Genomic DNA, 21042 nt, shown 5'->3' with positions numbered 1-21042 from the left:
GATGGCGACGGATCATCAGAACCACCCGGCTGCCCCCACCATCACCGAAGTAGCAGCAGCTGCCGGAGTGGGGAGGGCCACGGTTGCCCGAACCCTCGGCAATTATGGATCGGTCAGTGAAGCCACGCGTGCCAAGGTGATGCGGGCAGCCGAAAAACTGGGCTATCAGCCGAACACTTTAGCGCGAAGCATGACCACGGGAGTTACCAAGACTCTTGGAATCGTGCTGGCGGATGTGGCCAACCCGTTCTTCTCAGGTGTACTCAAGGGTATTTCGGAAACCGCAAAAACGGCCGGATATGATGCCATCATCCTGAGCACCGACGAGAAGCTTGAGCTGGAGCGGGATGCAATCGCGGTGCTCCTGGCAAAGCAAGTGGATGGACTCGTTGTGGCTTCCGCCGCGGGTCGAAGCGACGACGTTTCACATCTTTCCAACGCTATTGATCGCGGGACTCCTGTAGTTCTCATCGACCGTTTGGTGGACAAGTTGGAGACGGACTCGGTGGTGATCGATAACCGGGAAGCTGCAAGGTCGGCCGTGGCTTCGCTCATTCAAAATGGGCACCGGCGGATAGCGTTCGCTTGGGGTCCCGTAACTCTGAGTCCGGCGACGGATTTGAAACAAATGCACAGCATCCTGGATGAGGCGCTGTGGAGTGACGGGGAGCGGCTGAGAGGTTACCTCGACGCCTTGGAAGAGGCGGGAATTCCTTTCGACACCGCGCTCATCACCCACGTTCTTAAGAATGAGGGCCAGGCGACGCGGGCTGTCAGCGGAATGCTGGCCCTTGCGGACCCGCCCACTGCCATCTTCACCACGGAAACTGAGGCGACGGTGGGGGCTCTTCATTCCTTGCGCGCCAAGAACCTTCGCGTGCTGAAGGACGTCTCCCTCATCGGTTTTGACGACAGCCCCTGGGCGGCCGTCATGGAACCACCGTTGTCCATGATCCAGCAACCCATGCGCCAGATGGGCGCCGTCGCCTCCCAGCAGCTCATCGCAAGGATCGACGGCGATACTTCTGCTCCGAAGAAGCACGTCCTGCCGTCACAGCTCGTGGCACGCTCTTCGGACGGCCCTGTGCGCGCTGCTCGCGGCGACTAGCAAATTCCCTCCTGTTTTTCCGTTAGGTCTCTTCCGCGCTGACCCAAATCATGATTCACTGTGGTACCGGTATCACAAGTTCCAATCCTCCCCAAAGTTCAATCTCAGGAGTTACCCCTTCAGCCCGTCCGCGGTGAAGTACATCCCAACGGCGGGCGTGACTTCACACTCCGGCTGATCGGCCCTTCGACCGAAAGAAGAAATGATGCGTAAAAGCACCCAGTCACTCATGGCATTGCTGGCCGGCGCCGCTATGGCGCTTTCCGCTTGTGCCGACGGCGGTAGCCAACCGGCTGCTGCCCTGGACCCCAACGCCGAGCCACAGTACACAGGAACCCTCAGCATCCTCACGAAGTTTGGCGGCGACCCGCTTGAACCCTACTTTGAGGACCTGGCAGCGGAGTACAAGAAGCTGCATCCTGAGGTTTCTTTCGAGCTCATCCAGGAGACGGACCAGAGCATCAAGGACAAGACCAAGACGCTGACCGCCTCCCAGGCCATGCCTGACATCTATTTCACTTGGGCCGGCAGCTGGGCCAACAACTTCATCGACGGGGGACTCGCAGCCGATCTGACCCCGGTTATTGCCCCCGGCACCGAGTGGGGCAACAACTTTGGTGAGTCCGCACTGAAGGCCTTCGCCAAGGACGGCAAGTATTTTGCGGTTCCGCTCTATAACAACGGCAAGTTCATGGGTTACAACCAGCGGATCTTCAAAGAACTCGGACTAACCCCGCCATCCACTTTCGATGAACTCATCTCTTCCTGCTCGGTCCTGAAGGGAGCCGGTTACGAGCCGATCTCGTTCGGAAACAAGGACGGTTGGCCAGGGCTCCACTACCTGCAGCAGCTCTTCGCCTACGAAGTACCGGCAGAAACACTGCAGTCCGACTTCAGTCCGGCAACGGCCAAGCTCGAGGACAAGGGATACCTCAAGGCCATGGACCAGTTCACCACCTTGGTCAACGAGTGCACCGGCAGCGGCAAAGACTCCAACGGTGTCCTCTACACCACAGCGCAGCAGGCATTGGCTGAGGGCAAGTCAGGTATGTATTACCAAGAGATCCTCGAATTCGACTCCACTGCTTCTGCCGATTCAAAGCTCAAGCAGGACGGGCTGGGCATCTTTAAACTTCCCGCAGCAGCAGACGCCAACGGCGATCCACAAGCGATCGAAGGTTCCCCTGAGGGTTACATCATTAATGCGCGCTCCAAGAACGCCGCGCTCGCAGCTGATTTCATGAAGTTCGCCACCAACAGCCAGAATGCTGCCAAACTCTCGGCCCCGCCGTACGGCCAGCCCAGCGCGGTCAAAGGCGCGGTTTCCACCGAGAACTCTTCCGGACCTGTGATCGAGGGCATCAAGCAGGTAAACGAGGCATCGGCCGCGATCACTTGGCTGGACTCCGTTACTGTTCCTGCGGTTGCTGATGCCTGGTTGGCCGGTGGGGAAGCCCTGGTGGCCGGAACCCAGACCCCGGATCAGGTTCTTGCCTCCGTCCGGGCTGCTTCCAGTGCAGCAAAGTAGCAGGCGACGCCATGACTGTTTCCGATACTGCCTGGAAGCCCGCGGCTCCGCCTCCGGCGTCCGTTTCCCCTAAGTCGCCGAAAAACCGGGCCGCCAAGTCTGCCCGGACCCGTCGCTGGCGCAACATTGTGTGGGTGCTGCCGGCGGTCCTGCTGTTGGGTGTCTTCGCCTACCTGCCATTGGTACAGAACCTTGGGTTCAGTTTCCTCAAGTGGGACATCTACAGTGGCCGCCAAACCTTTGTGGGAGCGGACAACTACGTTCGCATGTTCAACGACCCCATCTTCTGGAAGTCACTCCTTAACAACACGCTGTACGCCATCATCTCCATTGCTTTCCAAGTGTTCGGGGCGATGATCCTCGCAGCAATGATCGAGGGACTCCGAAGCCAGCGGTGGCGGGGAATCCTTCGAGCCGTCTACTTTGTACCGTCCGCGATCTCCCTGACAGTGGCCGGCCTCTTGTTCTACTTCATCTACGAACCCGAGATGGGCATCTTGAACGCAGCCTTGGATTTCCTGGGTCTTGGAAACTTCACTCAGGCCTGGTTGGGGCAGGAAAACACGGCAATCTTTGCCATCATTGCCATGAGTCAGTGGCAAGGATTCGGGTACTGCACGCTTCTCTTCTCAGTGGCGCTGCAGCGGATCCCGTCTGAACTGTATGAAGCAGCGTCCATCGACGGCGTCGGCCCTTTCCAGCGCTTCTTTTCGATTTCCTTGCCGCTCGTCAGGGAAATGACCGGCCTGATGATGATTGTCACCGTGTCCGGAGCCTTCCAAGTGTTCAACGAAGTCATGGTCATGACCAGCGGAGGCCCGAACAATTCCAGCCAGGTCCTTGGCACCTGGCTCTACCGAAGCGGGTTCGTCCGCAACGACTTTGGCTATGCGGCCGCCGTCGCCACTGCCGTCTTTATCATCACGTTGATCCTCGCCGCCATTCAGCTTCGTATCTCCAAGAAAAGGAGGGTCCAATGGTGACGCGCTCAGCTGTTCTGCTGGTACTCGGACGGGTCCTCGTCAAAGCGTTCCTGATCGCCCTCGCCGTCGTCGTTATCTATCCCTTGGTCTGGATGCTGCTCAACGGCGTGAAGTCCAACTCCGAGCTGTTCTCCAATCCCTTCGCCCTGCCCGTTGCGTGGAAATGGGACAACTACGTCACCGCGTGGAACCGAGGGGTGGGCGACTATCTCACCACCAGTGTCCTGGTCACCGTTGCTTCCACCATCGCCACAGTGTTTATCAGCGCGTGGGCTGCTTACGGACTGACCCGTGTGAATATCCCGTTCAACAGGGTGGTGCTGATTCTTATTCTGGGCGGCCTGATGCTCGCCCCCACGGTGGCACTGATACCGCTGGTCAAGATGTTCCAGAGTTTGGGGCTCTACAACAACCTCTGGGCGTTGCTCATTCTGTATACGGCGTTCCGGGTCCCTTTCACAACGTTCCTTATCCGGGCTTACATGATGGACCTGCCCGCAGAGGTGGATGAGGCGGCGTCCGTGGACGGAGCTTCCAAGGCCCGGGCGTTTTGGCAGGTCATCTTGCCCATGTGCAAGCCGATCCTGGTTTCGACTGTTCTCTTGAACATCCTGTTCACCTGGAACGAGTACTTGTTCGCCATGGTGTTCACCAGCTGGGGAGCGCTACAAACACTTCCCGTGGGGCTGACCAATCTGATGTCCAAACACGGTACGGACTACCCCGTAGTGTTCGCGGGCATGGCCATAGCGGCAATTCCTGTGATTGTGCTGTTCTTCGCAGGGCAGCGGTACTTCATCCGCGGTCTCGCTGATGGAGTTGGCAAGTAGACATGCGTGTTCTGAACCTGGATCAGGTGAGTGGCTCAAATTTTGCCTACCAACACCACACCCTGGAGCGCTGCCTCGACGACATGACCGAACTGGGAAGGAACACTGTGGAGCTGTGGGGTATCGCCCCGCACCTTCACATTCCGCAAGTTGATTCAGCACATCTGCAAAAAGTCAGGAAACAGCTGCTCGAACGGGGGCTTGCAGTGTCCTGCCTTACCCCGGAGCAGGTTGCCTATCCCGTGAACATTGCCTCGGGGGAGGAGTGGCTCAAGGATCAAAGCCTGCAGCTTTTCCTGCGGGCCGCTGAGGTATGCAGCGAGCTTGAGTCACCGCTTCTGTTCCTCACCACGGGCCGAGGATACGAGGACCAACCGGCTGAGGTCGCCTGGGCGAGGTCCGTCGAAGCCCTCCAGACCATCACTCAGCACGCAGCCCACTTGGGTGTGGCGTGTGTCCTCGAACCTCTTCAACGTGTGGAGTCGAATCTCGTCACTGATGCGGGCTCGCTCCGTTTAATGCTCGACGACGTCGGATCCTCAACTTTGGGGGTGGTTGTTGACACTGTTGCCATGGCAGCAGCAGGCGAGCATATCCGCGACTATGCCAAGGCTTTCGGCGAGGGCATCAGGCACGTACACCTGATTGACGGTGCTCCCACCGGACATCTGGCTTGGGGAGACGGTTCCCTGGACCTTGAAGAGATTCTGCGCGAACTCAGTCAGCTGAACTACAGCGGCGCCCTGACCTTTGAACTGTTTGGCGACGGCTCTTACGCGTTGGACCCCCGCGCTGCGGTTACCCAATGCCTGGCTGCCGTTGAAGCCGGCCTGGCGCAGATCCCGACTTAGCCCGGCTTTGTGCCGGGGCAGCCCCAGGAGTTGGGGTTTTCCTGGCAGGTGTCGGCGACGAGTGCTTTTTCTGTTTTCCAGACGTGGATGGTTTTGGCGGGTGTGGTGATGTTGAGGGTGCCGTTGATGGGTAGTGGTGGTCCGTTGTTGACGGAGTAGGTGCCGGTGAAGCTGGTGGTGACGGTGGCTTGGTAGTTGCCGGTTTCTGTGTAGGTGTGGCTGGTGCGTGTTTCGTTGCTGAGCCATTCGGTTTCGGGGATGGAGTAGCCGGTGGCTGGTGTGGGTCCGAGGGTGGTGCCGTCGCCGAAGGTGTAGGTGTGGTTGGCGGGTGTGGCGGTGAGGTGGACTGTTTGGCCGAGGATGGTGATGTTGAAGGTTTGTTCGCCGGCGGTGGTGTAGAAGTTGGTGGGTCCGCCTTTGAGGGTGTGGGGGAAGGGTTGGGCTTGGAGTGTTCCGGGGTTGACGGGGAGTTGTTGGAAGTCGGTGAGGATCCGGGCGGCGATGTTGTCCAGGACGTTCTCGGGTTCGGGGTCGTAGAGGCAGGTGGGTCCGCTGACCGGGATCCAGTCCGTCCAGCCCGGGTTGGTGATTGCTTTGGGGGCCTCCTTCCAGATGACCGGTGTTCCTTCTTCGCCGCCGGTTGCCGTGGCCGGGCAGTCCAGGGCGTCGCAGCCCGGATCCCTCGTGTCGGGCCCGTCGTCCCGGCAGTGGGTATCGGCCATGTACTGATTCGGGTCGTCGGTACTAGAGGTGCTGCCTTCAATGAACGGTGCAAAACTGCCGGTGGTGGGGTCCTTCGTCCACTGAGTCCCAATGAGTTTCAACCCATTGTCGACGTACCCGATGTCTATCTTTGAGTCTTGGGCGCTGGCGATTCCGCATTGGACAGACAGTGCTAGGAAAGTGGAGGCAACAAAAGCTACGGTGACACGCCTGAAATTCTGCATACCTAGCGGATCAAACCTAGGCCGGTCAGTACCCAATTCTGATTTTCAAACGTAAGCGCTGCCCGACTTGCTGAATTCGTTGCGGCAGTGGGCACTTGATAAAGCGACCCGTCATGCGCCCTTATTTCAATGGGTTCTTGGATGACTTGCACCGTGGCGACTTGGACGGAAACTGATGGATTGAAGTCACTCTCAATGGTCGCTGATTTGATGGTTGCCCCGGCGACCCACCGTCCATCCTCCCAAGCGCTCTCCACACCCTTGCCGAGGGATGTACATAAGGCGCATGTCAAACTACTAAGAGGCGTCAGGTGCTCGGTGGAACCCGTCTCGTAGCTGTACGACAGCTGCGCGTACCAATACGCAATGAACGCCTCCAGCCCCGCTTTTGAGTTCTCCTTCGCCAGTTCGGGCATCACGGGAACGGGCACGTTCTGTGCTTTCCCGTGGGCATCAGCTGGTTTGTACACGGCAGGCGTTGCCTCAGTGGCGGGGCTCCCTGCCGGAGTGTCCGGCGACGCAGCGCTTGAGGTGGGTGCCGCCGTCGTCGAGCCTGTTTGGGAGGCCGCGCTGCCGGATGCGGTGCCGCCGCCCTGACAGCCGCTCAAAAGCATCGCAGCGGCGAGAGCCACTGCCGCTGACCGGGCACGAACAAAGGATAAAGACACGAACGAGTGGCGTGGCATGGCAAGGCTCCCCAGCAGCTGTTTTGGTGATGTGTCGGCCAGTCTAGGTGGGGCAAACAACCGCGGCCCAGCCGGGAATTCAGCCTTGTGGATAACTTGCCTATGGTCTCCGCAGAGCCCCCGGCGTATTCTTGCCTCGCCGGCTTGGCAATCGCTCGCATCTTCTTGGGGGAATCATGGCCACAATCGAACGTCCGCGCTTGTCTACGTCCGGGCGGCTGCTCACTGCAGCAGTGCTCACCGGGATGCTGGCTCTCACCGCCTGTTCTGCTCCGGCGCCTGTTGCGGAGTCGACGCCCAGTGCGGTGCCGTCCCCGGAGGCGCCGGCAGCGGAAGTGTCCGCTAACGCCGATGCAAGTGCGAGCCCCGGTGCATCCTCGGGAACCAGCGGTGTCTACGGCGAGTTCACCTCCATGTCCGAGGCCTGTCTTTCGGTCAGCGCCACCATGGTGAGCGTCACCATCCTGCCGTTGGCGGCAATGGCGGGCGGCAAAGCTGAAGACATTGACAAGGCAAAGCAGGAATTGTCCCAGATGGAGGGCAAAGTGCCCGAAGAACTGAAGCCTTCGTTCGAGAAACTTCGCGCCTTCACGGAGTCGGCCGGCTCGGACTTCAGTAAATACGGCGACGGGCAGTTTGAAGAACTTATGAAGCCCATCCAGGACTGGACCGAGAAGAACTGCAAGTAGCGGAGTCGGGCGCGTTCCCTTCCCTCCGACGCTTCTCCCAAAGCGTCGGCGCTAGACGCTAGGGTGGTACTCAAGAGAAGGGGAGTGCTCCATGGAAGACCACAATGTGCAGCTTGATCCCGTGCCCGGGGGCGAAATCCCTGGTACCGGACGCACCATCATCTCCGAGGCGGCCGTCGCCAAAGTTGCGGGCATCGCGGCCCGCACAGTGCCCGGCGTCTACTCCTTGGGCTCGGCACCGTCCCGTGCCCTGGGCGCTATTCGGGACGCCGTCGGAAGCTCGGACCATGCAGCAGGCGTCCGTGCCGAGGTCGGGGAGACCCAAGTGGCAGTGGACATCACCTTGGTTGCGCTCTACGGTCATCCCCTGCACGGCGTCGCCAACCAGGTCCGGGCCGCCGTGTACCGCGCCGTGGAGGAACTGGTTGGTCTTCAAGTGATTGAGGTCAATATCGAGATCACCGATGTCTTTATTGCACCGCCGGCAAAACCTGCCGGAAGCAAGACCGTGGTAGTGGAAAGGGAGGCACTCCAATGAGCATGACCGTGGTGGGAATCGCTATCGGCGCTTTCGTGGCTTTCATGTCCTTCTCGTTCGGGTTATGGGGTTTCCTGATCTCCCTGCTTTTCATGGGCATAGGCGCCCTGCTTGGCCGCGCGGCTGAGGGCAAGCTGGATCTTCGCAGTGTGCTGGATGCCATTACGGGCCGGCGCTCTTCGTCATGAGCGTGGCTGAGGCTGTGGAGTACACCACCAGCCTGGCCGGCCATAACCGGATCAGTACCCAGGCATTGACATCGTTGGCTCGGGGGGCAGCAGCACAGGCGCTCGGCGTTGACGCCAGCGACATCCGCGCTGATTGGGCGGACGACGACGGCCTGTTGGCTTTGTCCATCGTGGCACCTATCAGCGTCCCGGCTTTGACGGAGGTGTTGCGTGATCCGCAGCGTGTCCAAGGCTTCGGGGGCTCCATCTGGGACCGTGCCGTGGCGGCCAAGGCGTTCGTTCTTGAAACCGTAACCCGGCTCAGTGGTTCCCAACTCAGCAGGGTGGACATCAGGATCAGCGGAGCACACGTCACTGAGGGAGGCCGCGTCCAGTGACCCAGGATCAGGAAACACAGCAAGTGAACCCAGCGGACTCGAACACGGGAGCCAGTCCGGTAGCCGGGGAAGACCCGAGTATGAGCCGTATCCTGCGCCGTGAGACGCACTCGTCCCGCGCGGGAGCGTCCGTGATCGCGGCTGTCCTTGTAATAGTTCTTTGCGCCTACGCCTTGCTCGAAGCAGGAGTCCGCGCCATTGGCCAGCCGCCATGGCTTATCGATCCCACCACGGCCGCTGAGCGCATCATCGCCCTTCCGGAGGGCATATCTCCATTGCTGCTCGGGGCGAGTGGTGCCGTCATCGCCATGGTGGGGCTCTTCTTCTTGCTGCATGCTGTTCTGCCGGGCAGGCGCGCCCGCCACTTGCTCAGGGACCCGCGCACCGCCGTCGTGGTTGATGATGAGGTCGTTGCCTCGGCACTGGCGCGTCGTGCACGAACTGCCGCGAACGTCACCCAGGAACAGGTCATGGTGGTTGTCTCGCGGCAATTGGTTGTGGTGAACGTGCGGCCGACTTCCGGCAGCAGGGTCAGTGAAGAAGCAGTACTAACAGCCGTGCAGGCCGAACTTGAGGAAATGTCGCCGGTGCCGATGCCTGCTGTCAGGGTCAATCTGGCGTCGTCGGGGGTGATCGGAGCGTGAACGGAACACCACGGACCCTCAACCGAATACTGCTCTTCATCATCGGCGTGAAACTGCTGGCCGTCGGAGTGCTTCTGGTGCTGTTGGCCACCGTGCCGGCAGTGGCGGCTTGGTGGCATGGTTGGTCTGCTTCCGTGTGGGCGGGCGCTGAAAATGCCTTCAGGCAGACGCACATCCCCGGTCGTGAAGAGAGCTGGCTGTGGATTGTGGCCGGCCTCATCCTGGTGGCCATCATCGTTGCGATGATCGCCTGGTTGTCCCAGCAAGGCAAAGGCCGGGCAAACCTTCTGGTGGCCAGCGATGACGACAGCGCGGTGGACGGCGAAGTCCGGATCGGTGGCGGCGTCGCCGAGCAGGCGCTAAGGGCCGCCCTCTCTGAGAGGACGGACCTCGCGGGTGCATCCGTGGCAACCCTTGAGGTAAAGGGCCGGCCGGGACTGCGCATTCGCATCCAACCGAGGCAAGGTGTGGCCCCCCATATTCTCGCTGCGGAAGTGTCGCAGTTGGTTGAAGCGTTGGACCTTGTCATCGGGCAGAAGACCCCTGTGCTGGTGCATATGGTTTCCGGCGCGCGGGCAAGGTTTACCAGGGCCGAGAGGGTCCGCTGAGAATCGCAGGCATGTTCAAGGGCGGGAAGTAGGCTGCCCTCCTGCTCTCGGTAGAGGGTAGCCTGATTCCCATACCCGAAGGACAGGAGGCCACGGTGGCTGAAACAACAGTGGCTGAAAAGTCGGCACTCGAGGCAACGGTGTCCGGGCTCATGGCGGAACTGGCCTCACTGGAAGAACCCCGGGCCCGCGAAGTGAACGAAAAACACGGCGATGACCACGGGGTAAACCTCAGCAAGCTGCGTGCCATTGCGAAGAGGTTGAAGACCCAGCAGGATCTCTCCCGTGAACTGTGGGCAACCGGTGAAACCGCAGCCAGATTGCTGGCTCTCCTGATCTGCAGGCCCAAGGCCTTTGGAGGCGATGAACTGGACAGCATGTTGCGGGATGCAAGGACTCCCAAAGTGCAGGACTGGCTGGTCAATTATGTAGTCAAGAAGAGTCCGCACGCCGAAGAGATGCGCGTGGCATGGTTCGCTGACTCCGATCCCTTGGTGTCCAGTGCCGGCTGGGCCCTGACCTCCGAACGTGTGGTCAAGAAGCCCGAGGGCTTGGACCTGGTGCAGTTGCTGGACATTATCGAGGCCCGGATGAAGGAAGCCCCGGACCGCCTTCAGTGGGCCATGAACCACTGCCTGGCGCAGATCGGGATCGAATTCCCGGAGCACAGGGCTAGGGCCTTGGACATCGGTGAGCGCTTGGAAGTCCTGAAGGATTACCCTACGCCGCCTAATTGCACCTCGCCGTTCGCGCCGGCCTGGATCACGGAAATGGTGCGGCGTCAGTCAGTGTAGGGCGTCAAGCAGAGAAGCAGGGCCTATCAGCCTCGGTTGCGGTGCATCATCCGATAAGTGAGCTCGGCAAGCAGCTCTTCGTCGGAGAGGTGTGAGGCCCGCGCGATGGGGGCGCTGGGAACGGTTACGCGCGGAGGTCCCTGCCGTGATTCGTCGCCCGTGCGCATGTCATCAGGGGTGATCATTTCCGGAGCGAAGTTCGACTTACCTTTCAAGACCTCGGACACCGAACCTGCCCTCCAGCCCAAAGCGTGCTCAAGCTTGCGTTGGTTGATCTCCTGCGTACGCCTGGTCCCGGATTCCAGTGTGCGGACCGTCTTGATGGCAGTACCAGCTTGCTTGGCCAACTGAACTTGGCTCAACCCTTGGGCCAACCGTTCTTCTTTGATCAGGCGGCCTATGGTTTGCAGGGCTTCAAGTTCATCCACGATTCCTACTCTTCCATAGGCAATAGTGGGCAATCAAATCCGCGCTGCATATGGTGACGTTCGGCGCCTGGCCGCAACCTGTCGGGCCTGCCCTCGAGCCAGCCATGCACCGAGAAGATCAGACTGCTTGGTATCGATGCGGTTACGTTCTATGTAAGCGCTTGCATAACCTGACGGATCATGGCTAGTGTGAGCGTCACCACATCAATTGCGCCGCCGAATCTTTGTACTCAGCGAGGAGTCTTTAGCATGAAGAAAACCAAGTACCTCCTACCGGTCGCAGCCGCCGGTGTTCTGGCACTTACCCTTTCCGCCTGTAGTGGGGATGGTGGCGGTGGGGGATCCACTGCCGGATCCAGTGATTGCTCCGCCTACGACACTTACGGCAAGCACGATGGCAAGACCGTGTCCGTGTACGCGAGCATCGTCGATATTGAAGGAACCAACCTCGAGGAATCCTGGGCGCAGTTCGAGCAGTGCACCGGGATCACGGTCAAGTACGAGGCCAGCAAGGAATTCGAAACTCAGATCGGTGTGCGTGCGCAGTCCGGCACCGCCCCCGATGTAGCGATCTTCCCGCAACCGGGTCTGCTCGCCACCCAGGCGCGGGCCGGTTACCTGAAGCCCGCCCCGAAGACCGTCTCCGATCTGGTGGACAAGAACTGGTCCCCTGACTGGAAGAAGTACGGCACGGTGGACGGCACGTACTATGCTGCCCCGATGCTGGCGAACGTCAAGGGCTACGTCTGGTATGCACCCAAGACCTTCAAAGACAAGGGCTGGGAAGTTCCCAAGACGTGGGATGAAATGATGGATCTCACCAAGAAGATCGCTGACGACAAGACCATGAAGCCATGGTGCGCCGGGTTTGAATCGGGCGAGGCTACGGGCTGGCCCGGTACCGACTGGATCGAGGATGTTGTCCTTCGCGCCCACGGCCCCGAGGTCTACGACCAGTGGGTCAATCATCAGATTCCGTTCAACGACCCCAAGATCGTGGACTCCTTCAACAAGGTGGGCGATGTCCTGCTCAACCAGGACTACGTCAATGGCGGTTTCGGTGATTCACGATCCATCTTGAGCACGGCCTTCTCCGTGGCGGGTCAGCCGGTTCTTGACGGACAGTGCGCCATGCACCACCAGGCCTCGTTCCAGGCAGCCAACTGGCCTGCCGGTACCAACGTTGCCGAGGACGGTGACGTCTGGGCCTTCATGACACCTCCAATTGACGAATCCAAGGGCAAAGCCATCACCGGCGGCGGCGAGTCCGTGGGCGCATACAAGGACACTGCTGAGGTTCAGGCGTTCTTGGCGTTCATGGCAAGTGCCGACTTTGCAAACAACAGGGTGAAGCTTGGCGGTGCCATCAGCGCCAACAAGGGACTTGACCCCAACAACGCTCAGTCCGCCCTCGACAAGCAGTCCATCCAGCTCCTCCAGGACCCCGAGACCGTCTTCCGCTTTGACGGCTCGGACCTGATGCCGAGCGCAGTGGGTTCCAACTCGTTCTGGAAGGGCATTGTTTCCTGGATCAACGGCAGCTCTGCCCAGCAGGTAACTGACAGCATCGAGTCCAGCTGGCCTAAGAGCTAACTCCCAAAGTGCTGCCTCCCCTGACTGGAACCCCCAGCCGGGGAGGCAGTGCTTTTCCCGGAACTTAGTGATTCACTCACGCCCCGGAGGTTGGGTATGGAATTCGTTGGAGAAAAACTCCTTCAAGTAGTAATAGCCCTGGCGATATTCGCAGCGGTCATCGGTATCATCATGCTGCTGGTGGATAGGGCACCTAAATCGGTCAAGGACAAAGTAACCGTTGCGGGCTTCCTTGCCCCCGCGGCCATCCTGATGCTGGTGGGCCTGGTTTATCCGGCGGTCCGCACGTCAATGCTGGCCTTCACCGATGCCAGCGGCAACGGCAACGGCTTTGACAACTTCGTTTGGATGTTCACGCAGCCCGAGGCTCTGACCACGCTGAGGAACACCGTCATTTGGACCATCCTGGTTCCGCTGCTGTCTACGAGCTTTGGACTGGCCTACGCCGTGTTCATCGACAAGGCCCGTGGAGAGCGGGTTTTGAAGTCGTTGGTCTTCATGCCGATGGCCATCTCCTTTGTGGGCGCCGGCATCATCTGGAAGCTCGTCTATGACTATCGCGGCCCGAACATCGAGCAGACCGGTGTCATCAACTTCTTCCGGGACGCCTTGGGCATGGATCCCAAGCAGTTCCTCTTGGACGCCCCGGAAAACACGATCTTCCTGATCATCGTGATGGTCTGGATCCAGACCGGCTTTGCCATGGTGATTCTCTCTGCCGCCATCAAGGGTGTCCCCGTGGAACTCATCGAGGCAGCCCGCCTGGATGGGGCCAACGCCTGGCAGCAGTTCCGCAACGTCACGGTCCCGGGTATCCGCGGAGCCTTGGTGGTGGTGCTGACAACCATCACCATCGCCACGCTGAAGGTGTTCGACATTGTCCGAACCATGACTGCCGGCAACTACGACACGTCCGTGGTGGCCAACGAAATGTATACGCAGGCCTTCCGCGCAGGTGAGCCGGGACGCGGTGCCGCATTGGCCCTTGTCCTGTTCCTCATGGTGCTGCCGATCGTCGTGTACAACGCTCGAGTCCTTCGCAAGCAAAGGGAGATCCATTGACAGCCACGCCAGCCCCGAAAGAGGCCTCGAAGGCCGCAACAAGGCAGCGTCCTGGATCCGATCCCACGGAGGACGCCCAGCCGATCATGCGGCGGGTCAAGACCAAGCTCACCTCCAAGTGGGCAACAGCGGCAGCGATCATCATCGCCGTCGTTTGGTCGGTGCCGACATTCGGCCTCTTTGTCACCTCATTCCGTCCCGCCGCCAAACAGATCGGCCCACGATCCAACGGCTGGTGGAATGCCTTTGTTGACTGGGACTTCACGTTCAAGAACTATGCGGATGTCCTGACCCCCGCGGGCTCGCAGTCCGCCAACCTCTCGCAGTACTTCGTCAACTCCATAGCGATCGTCATCCCGGTCACTGTCTTCGTGCTGGTATTGGCGTCCATGGCCGCCTACATTTTCGCCTGGGGCAAGTTCAAGGGCCGCGACGCACTCTTCATCTTCGTTTTTGCCCTGCAGATCATCCCGCTTCAGATGGCCCTGATTCCGCTCCTGCAATTCTTCACGCAGACATTGCATCTGCCAGCGGGTTCCTACGCCCAACTGTGGCTGGCGCACACGATGTTCGGCCTTCCTTTGGGTATTTTCCTGCTTCACAACTTCATCTCCGAGATTCCCGGTGAAGTCATTGAGGCGGCAAGGGTGGACGGCGCCGGGCACAGCACCATTTTCTGGCGGATCATCCTGCCGCTTTCAGTTCCGGCACTTGCTTCGTTGGCGATCTTCCAGTTCCTGTGGGTCTGGAATGACTTGCTGGTGGCCTTGGTGTTCTCGGGTGGAACCGGGGACGTCGCACCCATTACGCAGCGCTTGGCGGAACTCTCCGGTACCCGTGGTGCCAGGGACTACCTGAACCCGGCAGCGGCATTCGTCTCCATCATCATCCCGCTCCTGGTGTTCTTCGGATTGCAGCGCTACTTTGTGCGCGGCCTGCTTTCCGGTGGCCTCAAGGGGTAGGAACTGCGGCCTCGGTTGCGCAGCGCATTACGTGGCTGCGTAACCGAGGGCCGCAATCCACAAGTACGCACCTAAGGTTTGAAGGCGGAGCAACGGCGGCCGGAGAGGGGAGCCTGTGTCAAAAACAACGGGTAGATCCCAACGCGGCGGCCATACCGGCGTCAGTATTGAGGACGTCGCCGCAGCCGCTGGAGTCTCGACCGCCACCGTCTCACGTGCAGTGCGGGGTTTACCGCGAGTGTCTCCCGCTACCCGCGAAAAGATCCTCCAAGTAGCCAGCTCCCTCGGGTATGTAGCGTCGTCTTCGGCGTCGGGATTGGCGACGGGCCGTACGCGCACCATCGGCGTGCTGGCCCCTTTCGTCAGCAGGTGGTTCTTCTCCAAAGCCATTGAGGGCGCGGACCGGGAACTGCATTCACGCAAGTACAACCTCTCCTTGTTCAACCTGGGCGGCCACGGCAGCAACCGTGAGCGGCTCTTCAGCTCCACCATGGTTTACAAGCAGATCGATGCCCTGCTGGTGCTGTGCATGTCCTTGACCGAGGAAGAACTGGAACACCTCCATAAGATCGACATCCCGCTGGTAGTTGTTGGCGGTCACGTTGAGGATTGCGCGTACATCGGCATCAACGATTACGACGCCGCGTCCGCCGCCGTGCGGCATCTTCTGGACTTGGGGCACAAGGACATCGCACTGCTCCATGGAGACGACGAAACGGACCTTAATTTCGACGTTCCCCGCGTGCGTATCCGCGCCTTCCAGGAAGTCATGACCGACGCCGGCCTGGAAGTCCGCCCTGAATGGGACCAGTGGGGTGACTTCACTGTCGCCAGCGGGCAGCAAGCGTTCAACCGGCTCTGGGGCCAACCCGGCCGCAAACCAACGGCCATCTTCTGTTCGTCCGACGAAATGGCGATGGGCGTCATTTTCGAGGCGGGACGGCACGGCGTGAGGGTGCCGGAAGACCTCTCAGTCATTGGGATCGACGACCATGATTTCTCGTCGTCAATCGGGCTCACCACTGTGGGCCAGCGCCCTGACAACCAAGCCGAGCTGGCCACCAAAATGCTGTTGGATGAACTGGACGGCAATCCGGGAGCAGTTCATTCCGAGGTGGCTCCGCACAAGCTGATTGTCCGCGAGACAACAGCCCCGCCGGGCTAGGAAGCGCGAGCCAGTTGCCGGATGGGGATCCACCGCGAGGCCAGCCGCCGGTAGGCAGCGGCCGCGCCGGTCATGTCTCCTTCAGCCAGGCACTCGATGCCCAGCCGGACGTCCATGGGGGACTCGTCCGGATACACCTTGTCAGCCACAGCGCCATAATCAAGCTCCACCATGGACTGGACATGGAAGAGTTCCAGCCATTCCGTGAGTTGAGTGAGGTCATCCAGCATGTCCAAGTCCGGCGCGGCCAATGCCAAATGGGCTACAGCGAACCGTGCCCGGTCCAGGGCTTCAGTGAGCGGCGTCCACACCCGGACGGTGAGGATGCGCCCCTCGGCCTCCACCACGTCCTTGCGGTCCGACTCGCTGAAGAGCGAGAACCAGCTGAACGGGATACCCCACGTTGAGGCACGGGTGTGCACGCGTTTTGCGGCGTCGCCGGCGTTGATCCGATCAATCCTGGCCTGGTGCTTATCCCGCTGCGAGACCGGAATGAGGAGATCGGCCAGCGGGCTGTGCACACCGTCCATGAGTGCATTGGCCGCCAAACCGGCCCGAATCACCAGTTGGCTGGGGCAGTAAAGCACCCGTCCGGCGTCGTGATCTTCTGTGTCCTGAGGCGCGGCATGCCGCCCGGTAGGCACGCGCGTCATGCGGACCAGGTCCGTGTGGCCGGTGGGGAAAGGATCACCGCCGGAACGCGTAATGCGTCCCAGGGAGGCTTGGAGCTCCGCGTTCTCGACGGCGGCCCGGGAACCGCTCTTGGTGCCCTCCGCCGCGAGTTGGCGCTGCTGTTCGGGCGGGAACGCCTCAAGGGGTTCGTAAACGCGCAGTGACGAAGAGAACGGCAGACCTGCCTGGCCCCGATACAGGTTTCCGGTCATGTCATCCGCCCCTTTCGTCAGTGAGCTTGTACTTAGTCTGCGAGCTCCACAATGACCGGAGCGTGGTCCGAGGCACCCTTGCCCTTGCGTTCCTCGCGGTCAATTGAGGCGCCTGTGACCCGTGACGCCAGTGCGGGGGAGGCGAGGCAGAAGTCAATGCGCATGCCCTCCTTCTTGGGGAAGCGCAGCTGCGTGTAGTCCCAGTACGTGTAAACGCCGGGGCCTGGTGTGTAGGGACGGACGACGTCGGTGAACCCGGCGGTTTCGAAGGCGTGGAAGGCGGCGCGCTCGGGTTCGCTGACGTGGGTGTAGTTGTTGTTGCGGAAAAGTTCGATGTCCCACACGTCGTCATCGAACGGTGCGATGTTCCAGTCACCCATGAGGGCGATCTGGGCGGTGGGGTCGGACTTGACCCATTCGGCTGCATGGCCCTGCAGGACGTCCAGCCATTTGATCTTGTACGGCATGTGTTCGTCATCCAGCGAGCGGCCGTTGGGAACGTAGAGGCTCCAGATGCGGATGCCGCCACAGGTGGCTGCGATGGCACGGGCTTCCTGTGCGGGGTCCTTGCCTGCCTTGCCGAACGCAGGCTGGTCCAAGAACGTGCGCTGCACATCCTCAAGGCCCACGCGCGAAGCGATGGCGACGCCGTTCCACTGGTTCACGCCGAAGTGTGCGACCTCGTAACCCATGCGCTCAAAGAGCTCCCACGGGAAGTTCTCGTCCTTGCACTTGGTCTCCTGGATGGCCAGGACATCACAGTCGCTGCGCTCAAGCCAGGCTTCAACGCGGTCGGCACGGGCGCGGAGGGAGTTCACATTCCAGGTAGCTATCTTCACAGCCACTAACTTACCGAACTTGGCGCTGAGCGCATCCCCTGACGGGTTTTTACCTTGACGGACCAGCGGACGTACGAGCTAGTGCGCGGATGAACTAGCGGGCGTAGAGCGCCGAGGTCGATGTCATTTTGCGGAGCCCGATACCCGACGCAACCAGGAGCAGCCCTGTCAGGATCGCGAAGCCTGCCAACATCCACACCAAGCCCAGGAGACCCAGACCCGGATTCACCAGCACCACGATCCCGAACACGGTGGTGATCAGGCCTGTCAGGAACCAGATGCCCCAGCTTCGGACGAAGGTCCTTGCAGCAAGTGACAGGACGATTTGGGAAAGACCAAGAACCAGGGCCCACAATCCGATGAGCACACCGATTGCAGCCGCCGTAATTCCCGGCAAGGCAATGGCAAGAATGCCGGCCGCGATGGAGATGAACCCACCCACTATGGTCCAGCGGGAACGGCCGGCAGGGTCATAGAAATAGTGAGCCACGCTGGTTATGCCATCAATGATCGCGAAAACGCCGAACATGACAACTATCACCAAAGCGGTAGCGCTCGGCACAACAAAGATCAACAGTCCAAAAACTATGGAAAGGACTCCCCGGACCAGCAAAGCAGTTCCCGGGCTTTTAAACATTCTGCGATCCGCAGCGTCTTGCATACGGCTCAGCGTAACCAACCGCGTGCCTTTACCGCATCCCCTCGCGCCGGATAGCTGTGGCAATTGCTGCGGCACGTGTTTCGACGCCGAGTTTGGCGTAGATGTGGGCGAGGTGGGTTTTGACTGTGGCTTCGGAAATGAACAACCTTTTTCCGAGATCCCGGTTGCTGAGGCCCTCGGTCAGGAGACTGAGCAGTTCGGCTTCGCGGGGGGTGAGAATTTCGTCCGGATTCCGTAATTGTTGGAACAGGCGCGAGGCCACGGGCGCACTCATCACGCTTTTCCCCTGCACCGCTCCCCGAACGGCTGCGAAGATTTCTTCCGGCGCGGCATCCTTGAGTAAATAGCCCATGGCACCGGCGTCTACTGCCCGCACAATGTCGGCATCGGAATCATAGGTGGTGAACACGATGATGGCTTGCTTCGGGTTTCTCTGTCGCAGTTGCTTGGTGGCCTCAATGCCATCCATTCCAGCGCCCATCGCCAGGTCCATGAGGACCACTGCGGGCGCATGCTCCTGCGCAGCTTCCAGCGCTTCCTCCCCGGTGGACGCTTCCCCGACGACGGCGATATCAGCTTGGGTGCCCAGCAGCGCCTTGAGCCCGCTCCGGACTACCGTATGGTCGTCCACGAGGAGCACGGAGATGGTGTTCACAGGGCCTCCTTTAGAGCATTGGCCGGATCAGCAACCCGGGCCAGTGGGAATTGCGCGGCGATGATGGTTCCTTCACCTGGTGAGCTCTCCACGGACAATTCTCCGCCCAACTGCTCAACTCGTTGCCGCATAGCGCGGAGGCCGTATCCTCCGTTTGCCGACGCCGGAGGTACCGCTGCGGGATCAAAGCCGCGGCCGTCGTCGAACACGTCCAAGGTGACCGCACCCGGAAGGTACCCGAGCGTCACGCTGGCGTGGTCCGCGCGGGCATGGAGTTTGATGTTGGCCACCGCGCTCTGGGTGACGCGGAGCAGGGCGTGCCGCACCTCGGAGGGGAGAGGTTGCGGCTCACCCGTGACACGGATGGTGACGGTCTCAAAGTACTGCCGGGCTGCATGCTCCAAGGCTTCCGGGAGCGGCCCGGTCTCAAGGCCGGGGGCGGAGAGTTCGTGCACCAAGCTGCGGGTGTCTGCAAGGTTTCGCCGCAACAGGTCCGTTGCATTGCGTACGTCGTCGTGTGAGGTGTCGGCTGGCCAGGAGCGTTGGGCTGCCTCGAGGAGGAGCAGACTGCTGGCCAGGCCTTGGGTGACGGTGTCGTGGATTTCACGTGAAACGCGCTCGCGTTCGCTGTCGATTCCGGCTTCACGCTGTCTCGCGGCGAGTTGCTCCTGGGCATGGGTGACGTCGTCAAAAAGTTTGCGCTGCAGTGCCGCGTCCCGCTCAAACTTGTCGTAAATCAGGGTGAGGAGTGCGCCCGCGGCCAGCGGGCCGAGCAGCATGGCGATGTCCGTCCACCCGCTCATCCGGAAGAGCCCTGCTGCGGTAGCGGCCGCCGTCGCGCCTCCCGCCACGAAGCCGGCCCAACCACTGAAGGCGGTGCGCGTGAGGAAGAAGATGGCGAAGGAACACCAGGCGAAGCTCGGAGCGACCACCACCAACGCCGCCCACGCTGCCACTAAAGCCACCATCCACGGAATCCACAGCTGTTGTGTGCGCTGGCCCGGTGATTGGCGGTGGGCCAGTACCGCAGTAACCGCGTAAATCGCGCACACGGCAACGGCCAGAGCAACGGTCCACAGGTTGTCCGCGGGGGAGTGGCGCATGACATAGCGGACGGCAGAGGCCACCATCAGGACGGCAAAGCCCAAATGCACAACTGCATCAATGCGGCCATCAATCCGGTTACCGGGCCGGTTGATGGTCCCGTTGCCGGGTTCTGGCAGTGGACGGGCAATTGGCATGGATGGTTCCCGTTCCCGGTTTGGTGGAAGGCGTTCTTCCCATGCTAGATCCCTTGTGTTCATTGGTCTCTCCACCTTTTGGCTGATACCGGGGGCGGAAAGGCTGAGCCCGGGAACGGCGCCCGGCCGATGTGGCGTGAGGGAGTTCGCGAAAGCATGAGATGTACCCGATGCTTACTACGAGGAGAATCCCGTGAAGAAGTCCAACAAGATGATTGCCGTCGCCGCTGCCGGAGCATTGTTGCTCACCGGGGGTGTTACTGCCGTGGCCAACGCCGTTTCGCCCGCAGCCGCGCCGGCCGCCGTACCGGCCGCCGCCCCCGTGAAAGTTGCCGCAGAGGTTCAGCCGGCACCGGAGAACGTTGTAGCCCAGAACCGCATTTCCGTGGGTGCCTCAAGCGCAGCCGTCAACGCCGCGCTCGCCAAATGCCAGGCGGACAAGCTGCCGTTCGTGACCGTTGCCGTGGTTGACCGTTTCGGCACGGTCCAGGCGCTCCTTCGCGGAGATAACGCCGCCGAGCACACCATCGAGGCCGCCAAGCAGAAGGCTTACACGGCTGCCGCTTTCGGTGCTCCCACCAGCGAGCTCGCCAAGCGCACCAACGGCAACGGCCCGTCCATCGCCGACCTCCCCGGCACCTTGTTCCTGGCTGGCGGCGTGCCGCTGAAGGTCAACGGCGTGTCCGTGGCGGGCATCGGAGTTGGCGGCGCACCCGACGGCGCCCTCGACGAAGCCTGCGCAACCGCCGGCGCTGATGCCTTGGCCGTGGCATCGAAGTAG

26 protein-coding genes are annotated in these 21042 nt (G+C 60.9%); 18 read left to right on the top strand and 8 right to left on the bottom strand.

Features of this window, described 5'->3' with window-relative positions:
- Window position 1 precedes the first annotated feature (1 nt).
- From J7I86_RS04305 to J7I86_RS04285, 5 genes are all read left to right on the top strand, one after another.
- Window positions 2–1108 (top strand): LacI family DNA-binding transcriptional regulator, encoded by a 1107-nt coding sequence (locus tag J7I86_RS04305; protein WP_214815955.1) that lies wholly within the window; start codon window positions 2–4, stop codon window positions 1106–1108.
- Between the two features lie 202 nt (window positions 1109–1310).
- On the top strand, window positions 1311–2636 hold the full coding sequence (locus J7I86_RS04300; RefSeq protein WP_286179287.1) for an ABC transporter substrate-binding protein: 1326 nt from the start codon (window positions 1311–1313) through the stop codon (window positions 2634–2636).
- 11 nt (window positions 2637–2647) lie between these two features.
- Complete coding sequence (locus J7I86_RS04295; protein ID WP_214815952.1) at window positions 2648–3619, top strand: carbohydrate ABC transporter permease; 972 nt, start codon at window positions 2648–2650, stop codon at window positions 3617–3619.
- A complete protein-coding gene (locus J7I86_RS04290; protein ID WP_214815949.1) occupies window positions 3613–4449 on the top strand; it encodes a carbohydrate ABC transporter permease in 837 nt (278 codons plus the stop codon). Before J7I86_RS04295 ends, J7I86_RS04290 begins: the two co-directional genes overlap by 7 nt.
- A gap of 2 nt (window positions 4450–4451) precedes the next feature.
- Entirely contained in the window at window positions 4452–5300 is an 849-nt protein-coding gene (locus J7I86_RS04285) for a sugar phosphate isomerase/epimerase (protein WP_214815946.1), read from the top strand.
- On the opposite strand, the gene J7I86_RS04280 is transcribed toward J7I86_RS04285, so the two are convergent.
- Window positions 5297–6247 (bottom strand): PKD domain-containing protein, encoded by a 951-nt coding sequence (locus tag J7I86_RS04280; protein ID WP_286179286.1) that lies wholly within the window; start codon window positions 6245–6247, stop codon window positions 5297–5299. The genes J7I86_RS04285 and J7I86_RS04280 overlap by 4 nt on opposite strands.
- Before the next feature lie 2 nt (window positions 6248–6249).
- Window positions 6250–6663, bottom strand: a complete 414-nt coding sequence (locus tag J7I86_RS22620) for a DUF6318 family protein (RefSeq protein WP_286179366.1) — start codon at window positions 6661–6663, stop codon at window positions 6250–6252.
- Between J7I86_RS22620 and J7I86_RS04275 the strand changes: the two genes are divergently transcribed.
- From J7I86_RS04275 to J7I86_RS04240, 8 genes are all read left to right on the top strand, one after another.
- Window positions 6614–6844 (top strand): hypothetical protein, encoded by a 231-nt coding sequence (locus tag J7I86_RS04275; protein WP_214815943.1) that lies wholly within the window; start codon window positions 6614–6616, stop codon window positions 6842–6844. The two genes, J7I86_RS22620 and J7I86_RS04275, sit on opposite strands and share 50 nt — an antisense overlap.
- A gap of 265 nt (window positions 6845–7109) precedes the next feature.
- A complete protein-coding gene (locus J7I86_RS04270) occupies window positions 7110–7622 on the top strand; it encodes a hypothetical protein (protein ID WP_214815940.1) in 513 nt (170 codons plus the stop codon).
- Between the two features lie 91 nt (window positions 7623–7713).
- On the top strand, window positions 7714–8160 hold the full coding sequence (locus J7I86_RS04265; protein ID WP_159735739.1) for an Asp23/Gls24 family envelope stress response protein: 447 nt from the start codon (window positions 7714–7716) through the stop codon (window positions 8158–8160).
- Complete coding sequence (locus tag J7I86_RS04260; protein ID WP_018779541.1) at window positions 8157–8348, top strand: DUF2273 domain-containing protein; 192 nt, start codon at window positions 8157–8159, stop codon at window positions 8346–8348. The genes J7I86_RS04265 and J7I86_RS04260 overlap by 4 nt, the downstream gene beginning before the upstream one ends.
- On the top strand, window positions 8345–8725 hold the full coding sequence (locus J7I86_RS04255; RefSeq protein WP_214815937.1) for a hypothetical protein: 381 nt from the start codon (window positions 8345–8347) through the stop codon (window positions 8723–8725). Before J7I86_RS04260 ends, J7I86_RS04255 begins: the two co-directional genes overlap by 4 nt.
- On the top strand, window positions 8722–9369 hold the full coding sequence (locus tag J7I86_RS04250; protein WP_214815934.1) for a DUF6286 domain-containing protein: 648 nt from the start codon (window positions 8722–8724) through the stop codon (window positions 9367–9369). The genes J7I86_RS04255 and J7I86_RS04250 overlap by 4 nt, the downstream gene beginning before the upstream one ends.
- A complete protein-coding gene (locus tag J7I86_RS04245; RefSeq protein WP_214815931.1) occupies window positions 9366–9977 on the top strand; it encodes a hypothetical protein in 612 nt (203 codons plus the stop codon). Before J7I86_RS04250 ends, J7I86_RS04245 begins: the two co-directional genes overlap by 4 nt.
- Window positions 9978–10129: 152 nt before the next feature.
- Window positions 10130–10771 (top strand): DNA alkylation repair protein, encoded by a 642-nt coding sequence (locus tag J7I86_RS04240; RefSeq protein WP_214816912.1) that lies wholly within the window; start codon window positions 10130–10132, stop codon window positions 10769–10771.
- A gap of 26 nt (window positions 10772–10797) precedes the next feature.
- Here J7I86_RS04240 and J7I86_RS04235 read toward each other — a convergent pair whose 3' ends face one another.
- Complete coding sequence (locus tag J7I86_RS04235) at window positions 10798–11199, bottom strand: helix-turn-helix transcriptional regulator (protein ID WP_214815928.1); 402 nt, start codon at window positions 11197–11199, stop codon at window positions 10798–10800.
- A 249-nt stretch (window positions 11200–11448) separates the two neighbouring features.
- Between J7I86_RS04235 and J7I86_RS04230 the strand changes: the two genes are divergently transcribed.
- From J7I86_RS04230 to J7I86_RS04215, 4 genes are all read left to right on the top strand, one after another.
- Window positions 11449–12792 (top strand): ABC transporter substrate-binding protein, encoded by a 1344-nt coding sequence (locus J7I86_RS04230; protein ID WP_214815925.1) that lies wholly within the window; start codon window positions 11449–11451, stop codon window positions 12790–12792.
- 96 nt (window positions 12793–12888) lie between these two features.
- Complete coding sequence (locus J7I86_RS04225; RefSeq protein WP_214815920.1) at window positions 12889–13854, top strand: carbohydrate ABC transporter permease; 966 nt, start codon at window positions 12889–12891, stop codon at window positions 13852–13854.
- The gene (locus J7I86_RS04220; RefSeq protein WP_214815917.1) at window positions 13851–14816 is read left to right on the top strand and encodes a carbohydrate ABC transporter permease; all 966 of its coding nucleotides are present in this window, start codon (window positions 13851–13853) and stop codon (window positions 14814–14816) included. Before J7I86_RS04225 ends, J7I86_RS04220 begins: the two co-directional genes overlap by 4 nt.
- Window positions 14817–14931: 115 nt before the next feature.
- The gene (locus J7I86_RS04215) at window positions 14932–15981 is read left to right on the top strand and encodes a LacI family DNA-binding transcriptional regulator (RefSeq protein WP_214815914.1); all 1050 of its coding nucleotides are present in this window, start codon (window positions 14932–14934) and stop codon (window positions 15979–15981) included.
- Here the strand turns inward: J7I86_RS04215 and J7I86_RS04210 are convergent.
- The 5 genes from J7I86_RS04210 to J7I86_RS04190 form a co-directional block, all read right to left on the bottom strand.
- Complete coding sequence (locus tag J7I86_RS04210; RefSeq protein ID WP_214815911.1) at window positions 15978–16865, bottom strand: hypothetical protein; 888 nt, start codon at window positions 16863–16865, stop codon at window positions 15978–15980. The two genes, J7I86_RS04215 and J7I86_RS04210, sit on opposite strands and share 4 nt — an antisense overlap.
- 32 nt (window positions 16866–16897) lie before the next feature.
- Window positions 16898–17704 (bottom strand): exodeoxyribonuclease III, encoded by an 807-nt coding sequence (locus tag J7I86_RS04205; RefSeq protein WP_141286107.1) that lies wholly within the window; start codon window positions 17702–17704, stop codon window positions 16898–16900.
- Between the two features lie 94 nt (window positions 17705–17798).
- Complete coding sequence (locus J7I86_RS04200; RefSeq protein ID WP_286179283.1) at window positions 17799–18341, bottom strand: HdeD family acid-resistance protein; 543 nt, start codon at window positions 18339–18341, stop codon at window positions 17799–17801.
- Window positions 18342–18393: 52 nt separating this feature from the next.
- Window positions 18394–19020 carry a response regulator transcription factor gene (locus J7I86_RS04195; protein ID WP_214815905.1) on the bottom strand — a complete coding sequence of 209 codons (627 nt, stop codon included), beginning with the start codon at window positions 19018–19020 and terminating at the stop codon, window positions 18394–18396.
- Complete coding sequence (locus J7I86_RS04190) at window positions 19017–20261, bottom strand: sensor histidine kinase (RefSeq protein ID WP_214815902.1); 1245 nt, start codon at window positions 20259–20261, stop codon at window positions 19017–19019. The genes J7I86_RS04195 and J7I86_RS04190 overlap by 4 nt, the downstream gene beginning before the upstream one ends.
- A gap of 193 nt (window positions 20262–20454) precedes the next feature.
- Between J7I86_RS04190 and J7I86_RS04185 the strand changes: the two genes are divergently transcribed.
- Window positions 20455–21042 (top strand): heme-binding protein, encoded by a 588-nt coding sequence (locus tag J7I86_RS04185; protein ID WP_214815899.1) that lies wholly within the window; start codon window positions 20455–20457, stop codon window positions 21040–21042.

This window comes from Arthrobacter sp. ISL-95 (genome assembly GCF_018613695.1).
GTDB lineage: Bacteria > Actinomycetota > Actinomycetes > Actinomycetales > Micrococcaceae > Arthrobacter.
Note: the sequence above shows the minus strand (reverse complement) of the source record. Positions and strands in the feature narration are given on the sequence as shown.

Excerpts from the sequence above, each read along its gene's own strand:
- J7I86_RS22620 (WP_286179366.1), bottom strand. The coding sequence starts at position 6,663 with ATGCCCGAACTGGCGAAGGAGAACTCAAAAGCGGGGCTGGAGGCGTTC.
- J7I86_RS04280 (WP_286179286.1), bottom strand. The coding sequence starts at position 6,247 with ATGCAGAATTTCAGGCGTGTCACCGTAGCTTTTGTTGCCTCCACTTTC.
- J7I86_RS04230 (WP_214815925.1), top strand. The coding sequence starts at position 11,449 with ATGAAGAAAACCAAGTACCTCCTACCGGTCGCAGCCGCCGGTGTTCTG.
- J7I86_RS04285 (WP_214815946.1), top strand. The coding sequence starts at position 4,452 with ATGCGTGTTCTGAACCTGGATCAGGTGAGTGGCTCAAATTTTGCCTAC.
- J7I86_RS04290 (WP_214815949.1), top strand. The coding sequence starts at position 3,613 with ATGGTGACGCGCTCAGCTGTTCTGCTGGTACTCGGACGGGTCCTCGTC.
- J7I86_RS04210 (WP_214815911.1), bottom strand. The coding sequence starts at position 16,865 with ATGACCGGAAACCTGTATCGGGGCCAGGCAGGTCTGCCGTTCTCTTCG.
- J7I86_RS04265 (WP_159735739.1), top strand. The coding sequence starts at position 7,714 with ATGGAAGACCACAATGTGCAGCTTGATCCCGTGCCCGGGGGCGAAATC.
- J7I86_RS04300 (WP_286179287.1), top strand. The coding sequence starts at position 1,311 with ATGATGCGTAAAAGCACCCAGTCACTCATGGCATTGCTGGCCGGCGCC.
- J7I86_RS04200 (WP_286179283.1), bottom strand. The coding sequence starts at position 18,341 with ATGTTTAAAAGCCCGGGAACTGCTTTGCTGGTCCGGGGAGTCCTTTCC.
- J7I86_RS04305 (WP_214815955.1), top strand. The coding sequence starts at position 2 with ATGGCGACGGATCATCAGAACCACCCGGCTGCCCCCACCATCACCGAA.
- J7I86_RS04275 (WP_214815943.1), top strand. The coding sequence starts at position 6,614 with ATGAACGCCTCCAGCCCCGCTTTTGAGTTCTCCTTCGCCAGTTCGGGC.
- J7I86_RS04260 (WP_018779541.1), top strand. The coding sequence starts at position 8,157 with ATGAGCATGACCGTGGTGGGAATCGCTATCGGCGCTTTCGTGGCTTTC.
- J7I86_RS04190 (WP_214815902.1), bottom strand. The coding sequence starts at position 20,261 with ATGCCAATTGCCCGTCCACTGCCAGAACCCGGCAACGGGACCATCAAC.
- J7I86_RS04270 (WP_214815940.1), top strand. The coding sequence starts at position 7,110 with ATGGCCACAATCGAACGTCCGCGCTTGTCTACGTCCGGGCGGCTGCTC.
- J7I86_RS04225 (WP_214815920.1), top strand. The coding sequence starts at position 12,889 with ATGGAATTCGTTGGAGAAAAACTCCTTCAAGTAGTAATAGCCCTGGCG.
- J7I86_RS04240 (WP_214816912.1), top strand. The coding sequence starts at position 10,130 with ATGGCGGAACTGGCCTCACTGGAAGAACCCCGGGCCCGCGAAGTGAAC.
- J7I86_RS04255 (WP_214815937.1), top strand. The coding sequence starts at position 8,345 with ATGAGCGTGGCTGAGGCTGTGGAGTACACCACCAGCCTGGCCGGCCAT.
- J7I86_RS04295 (WP_214815952.1), top strand. The coding sequence starts at position 2,648 with ATGACTGTTTCCGATACTGCCTGGAAGCCCGCGGCTCCGCCTCCGGCG.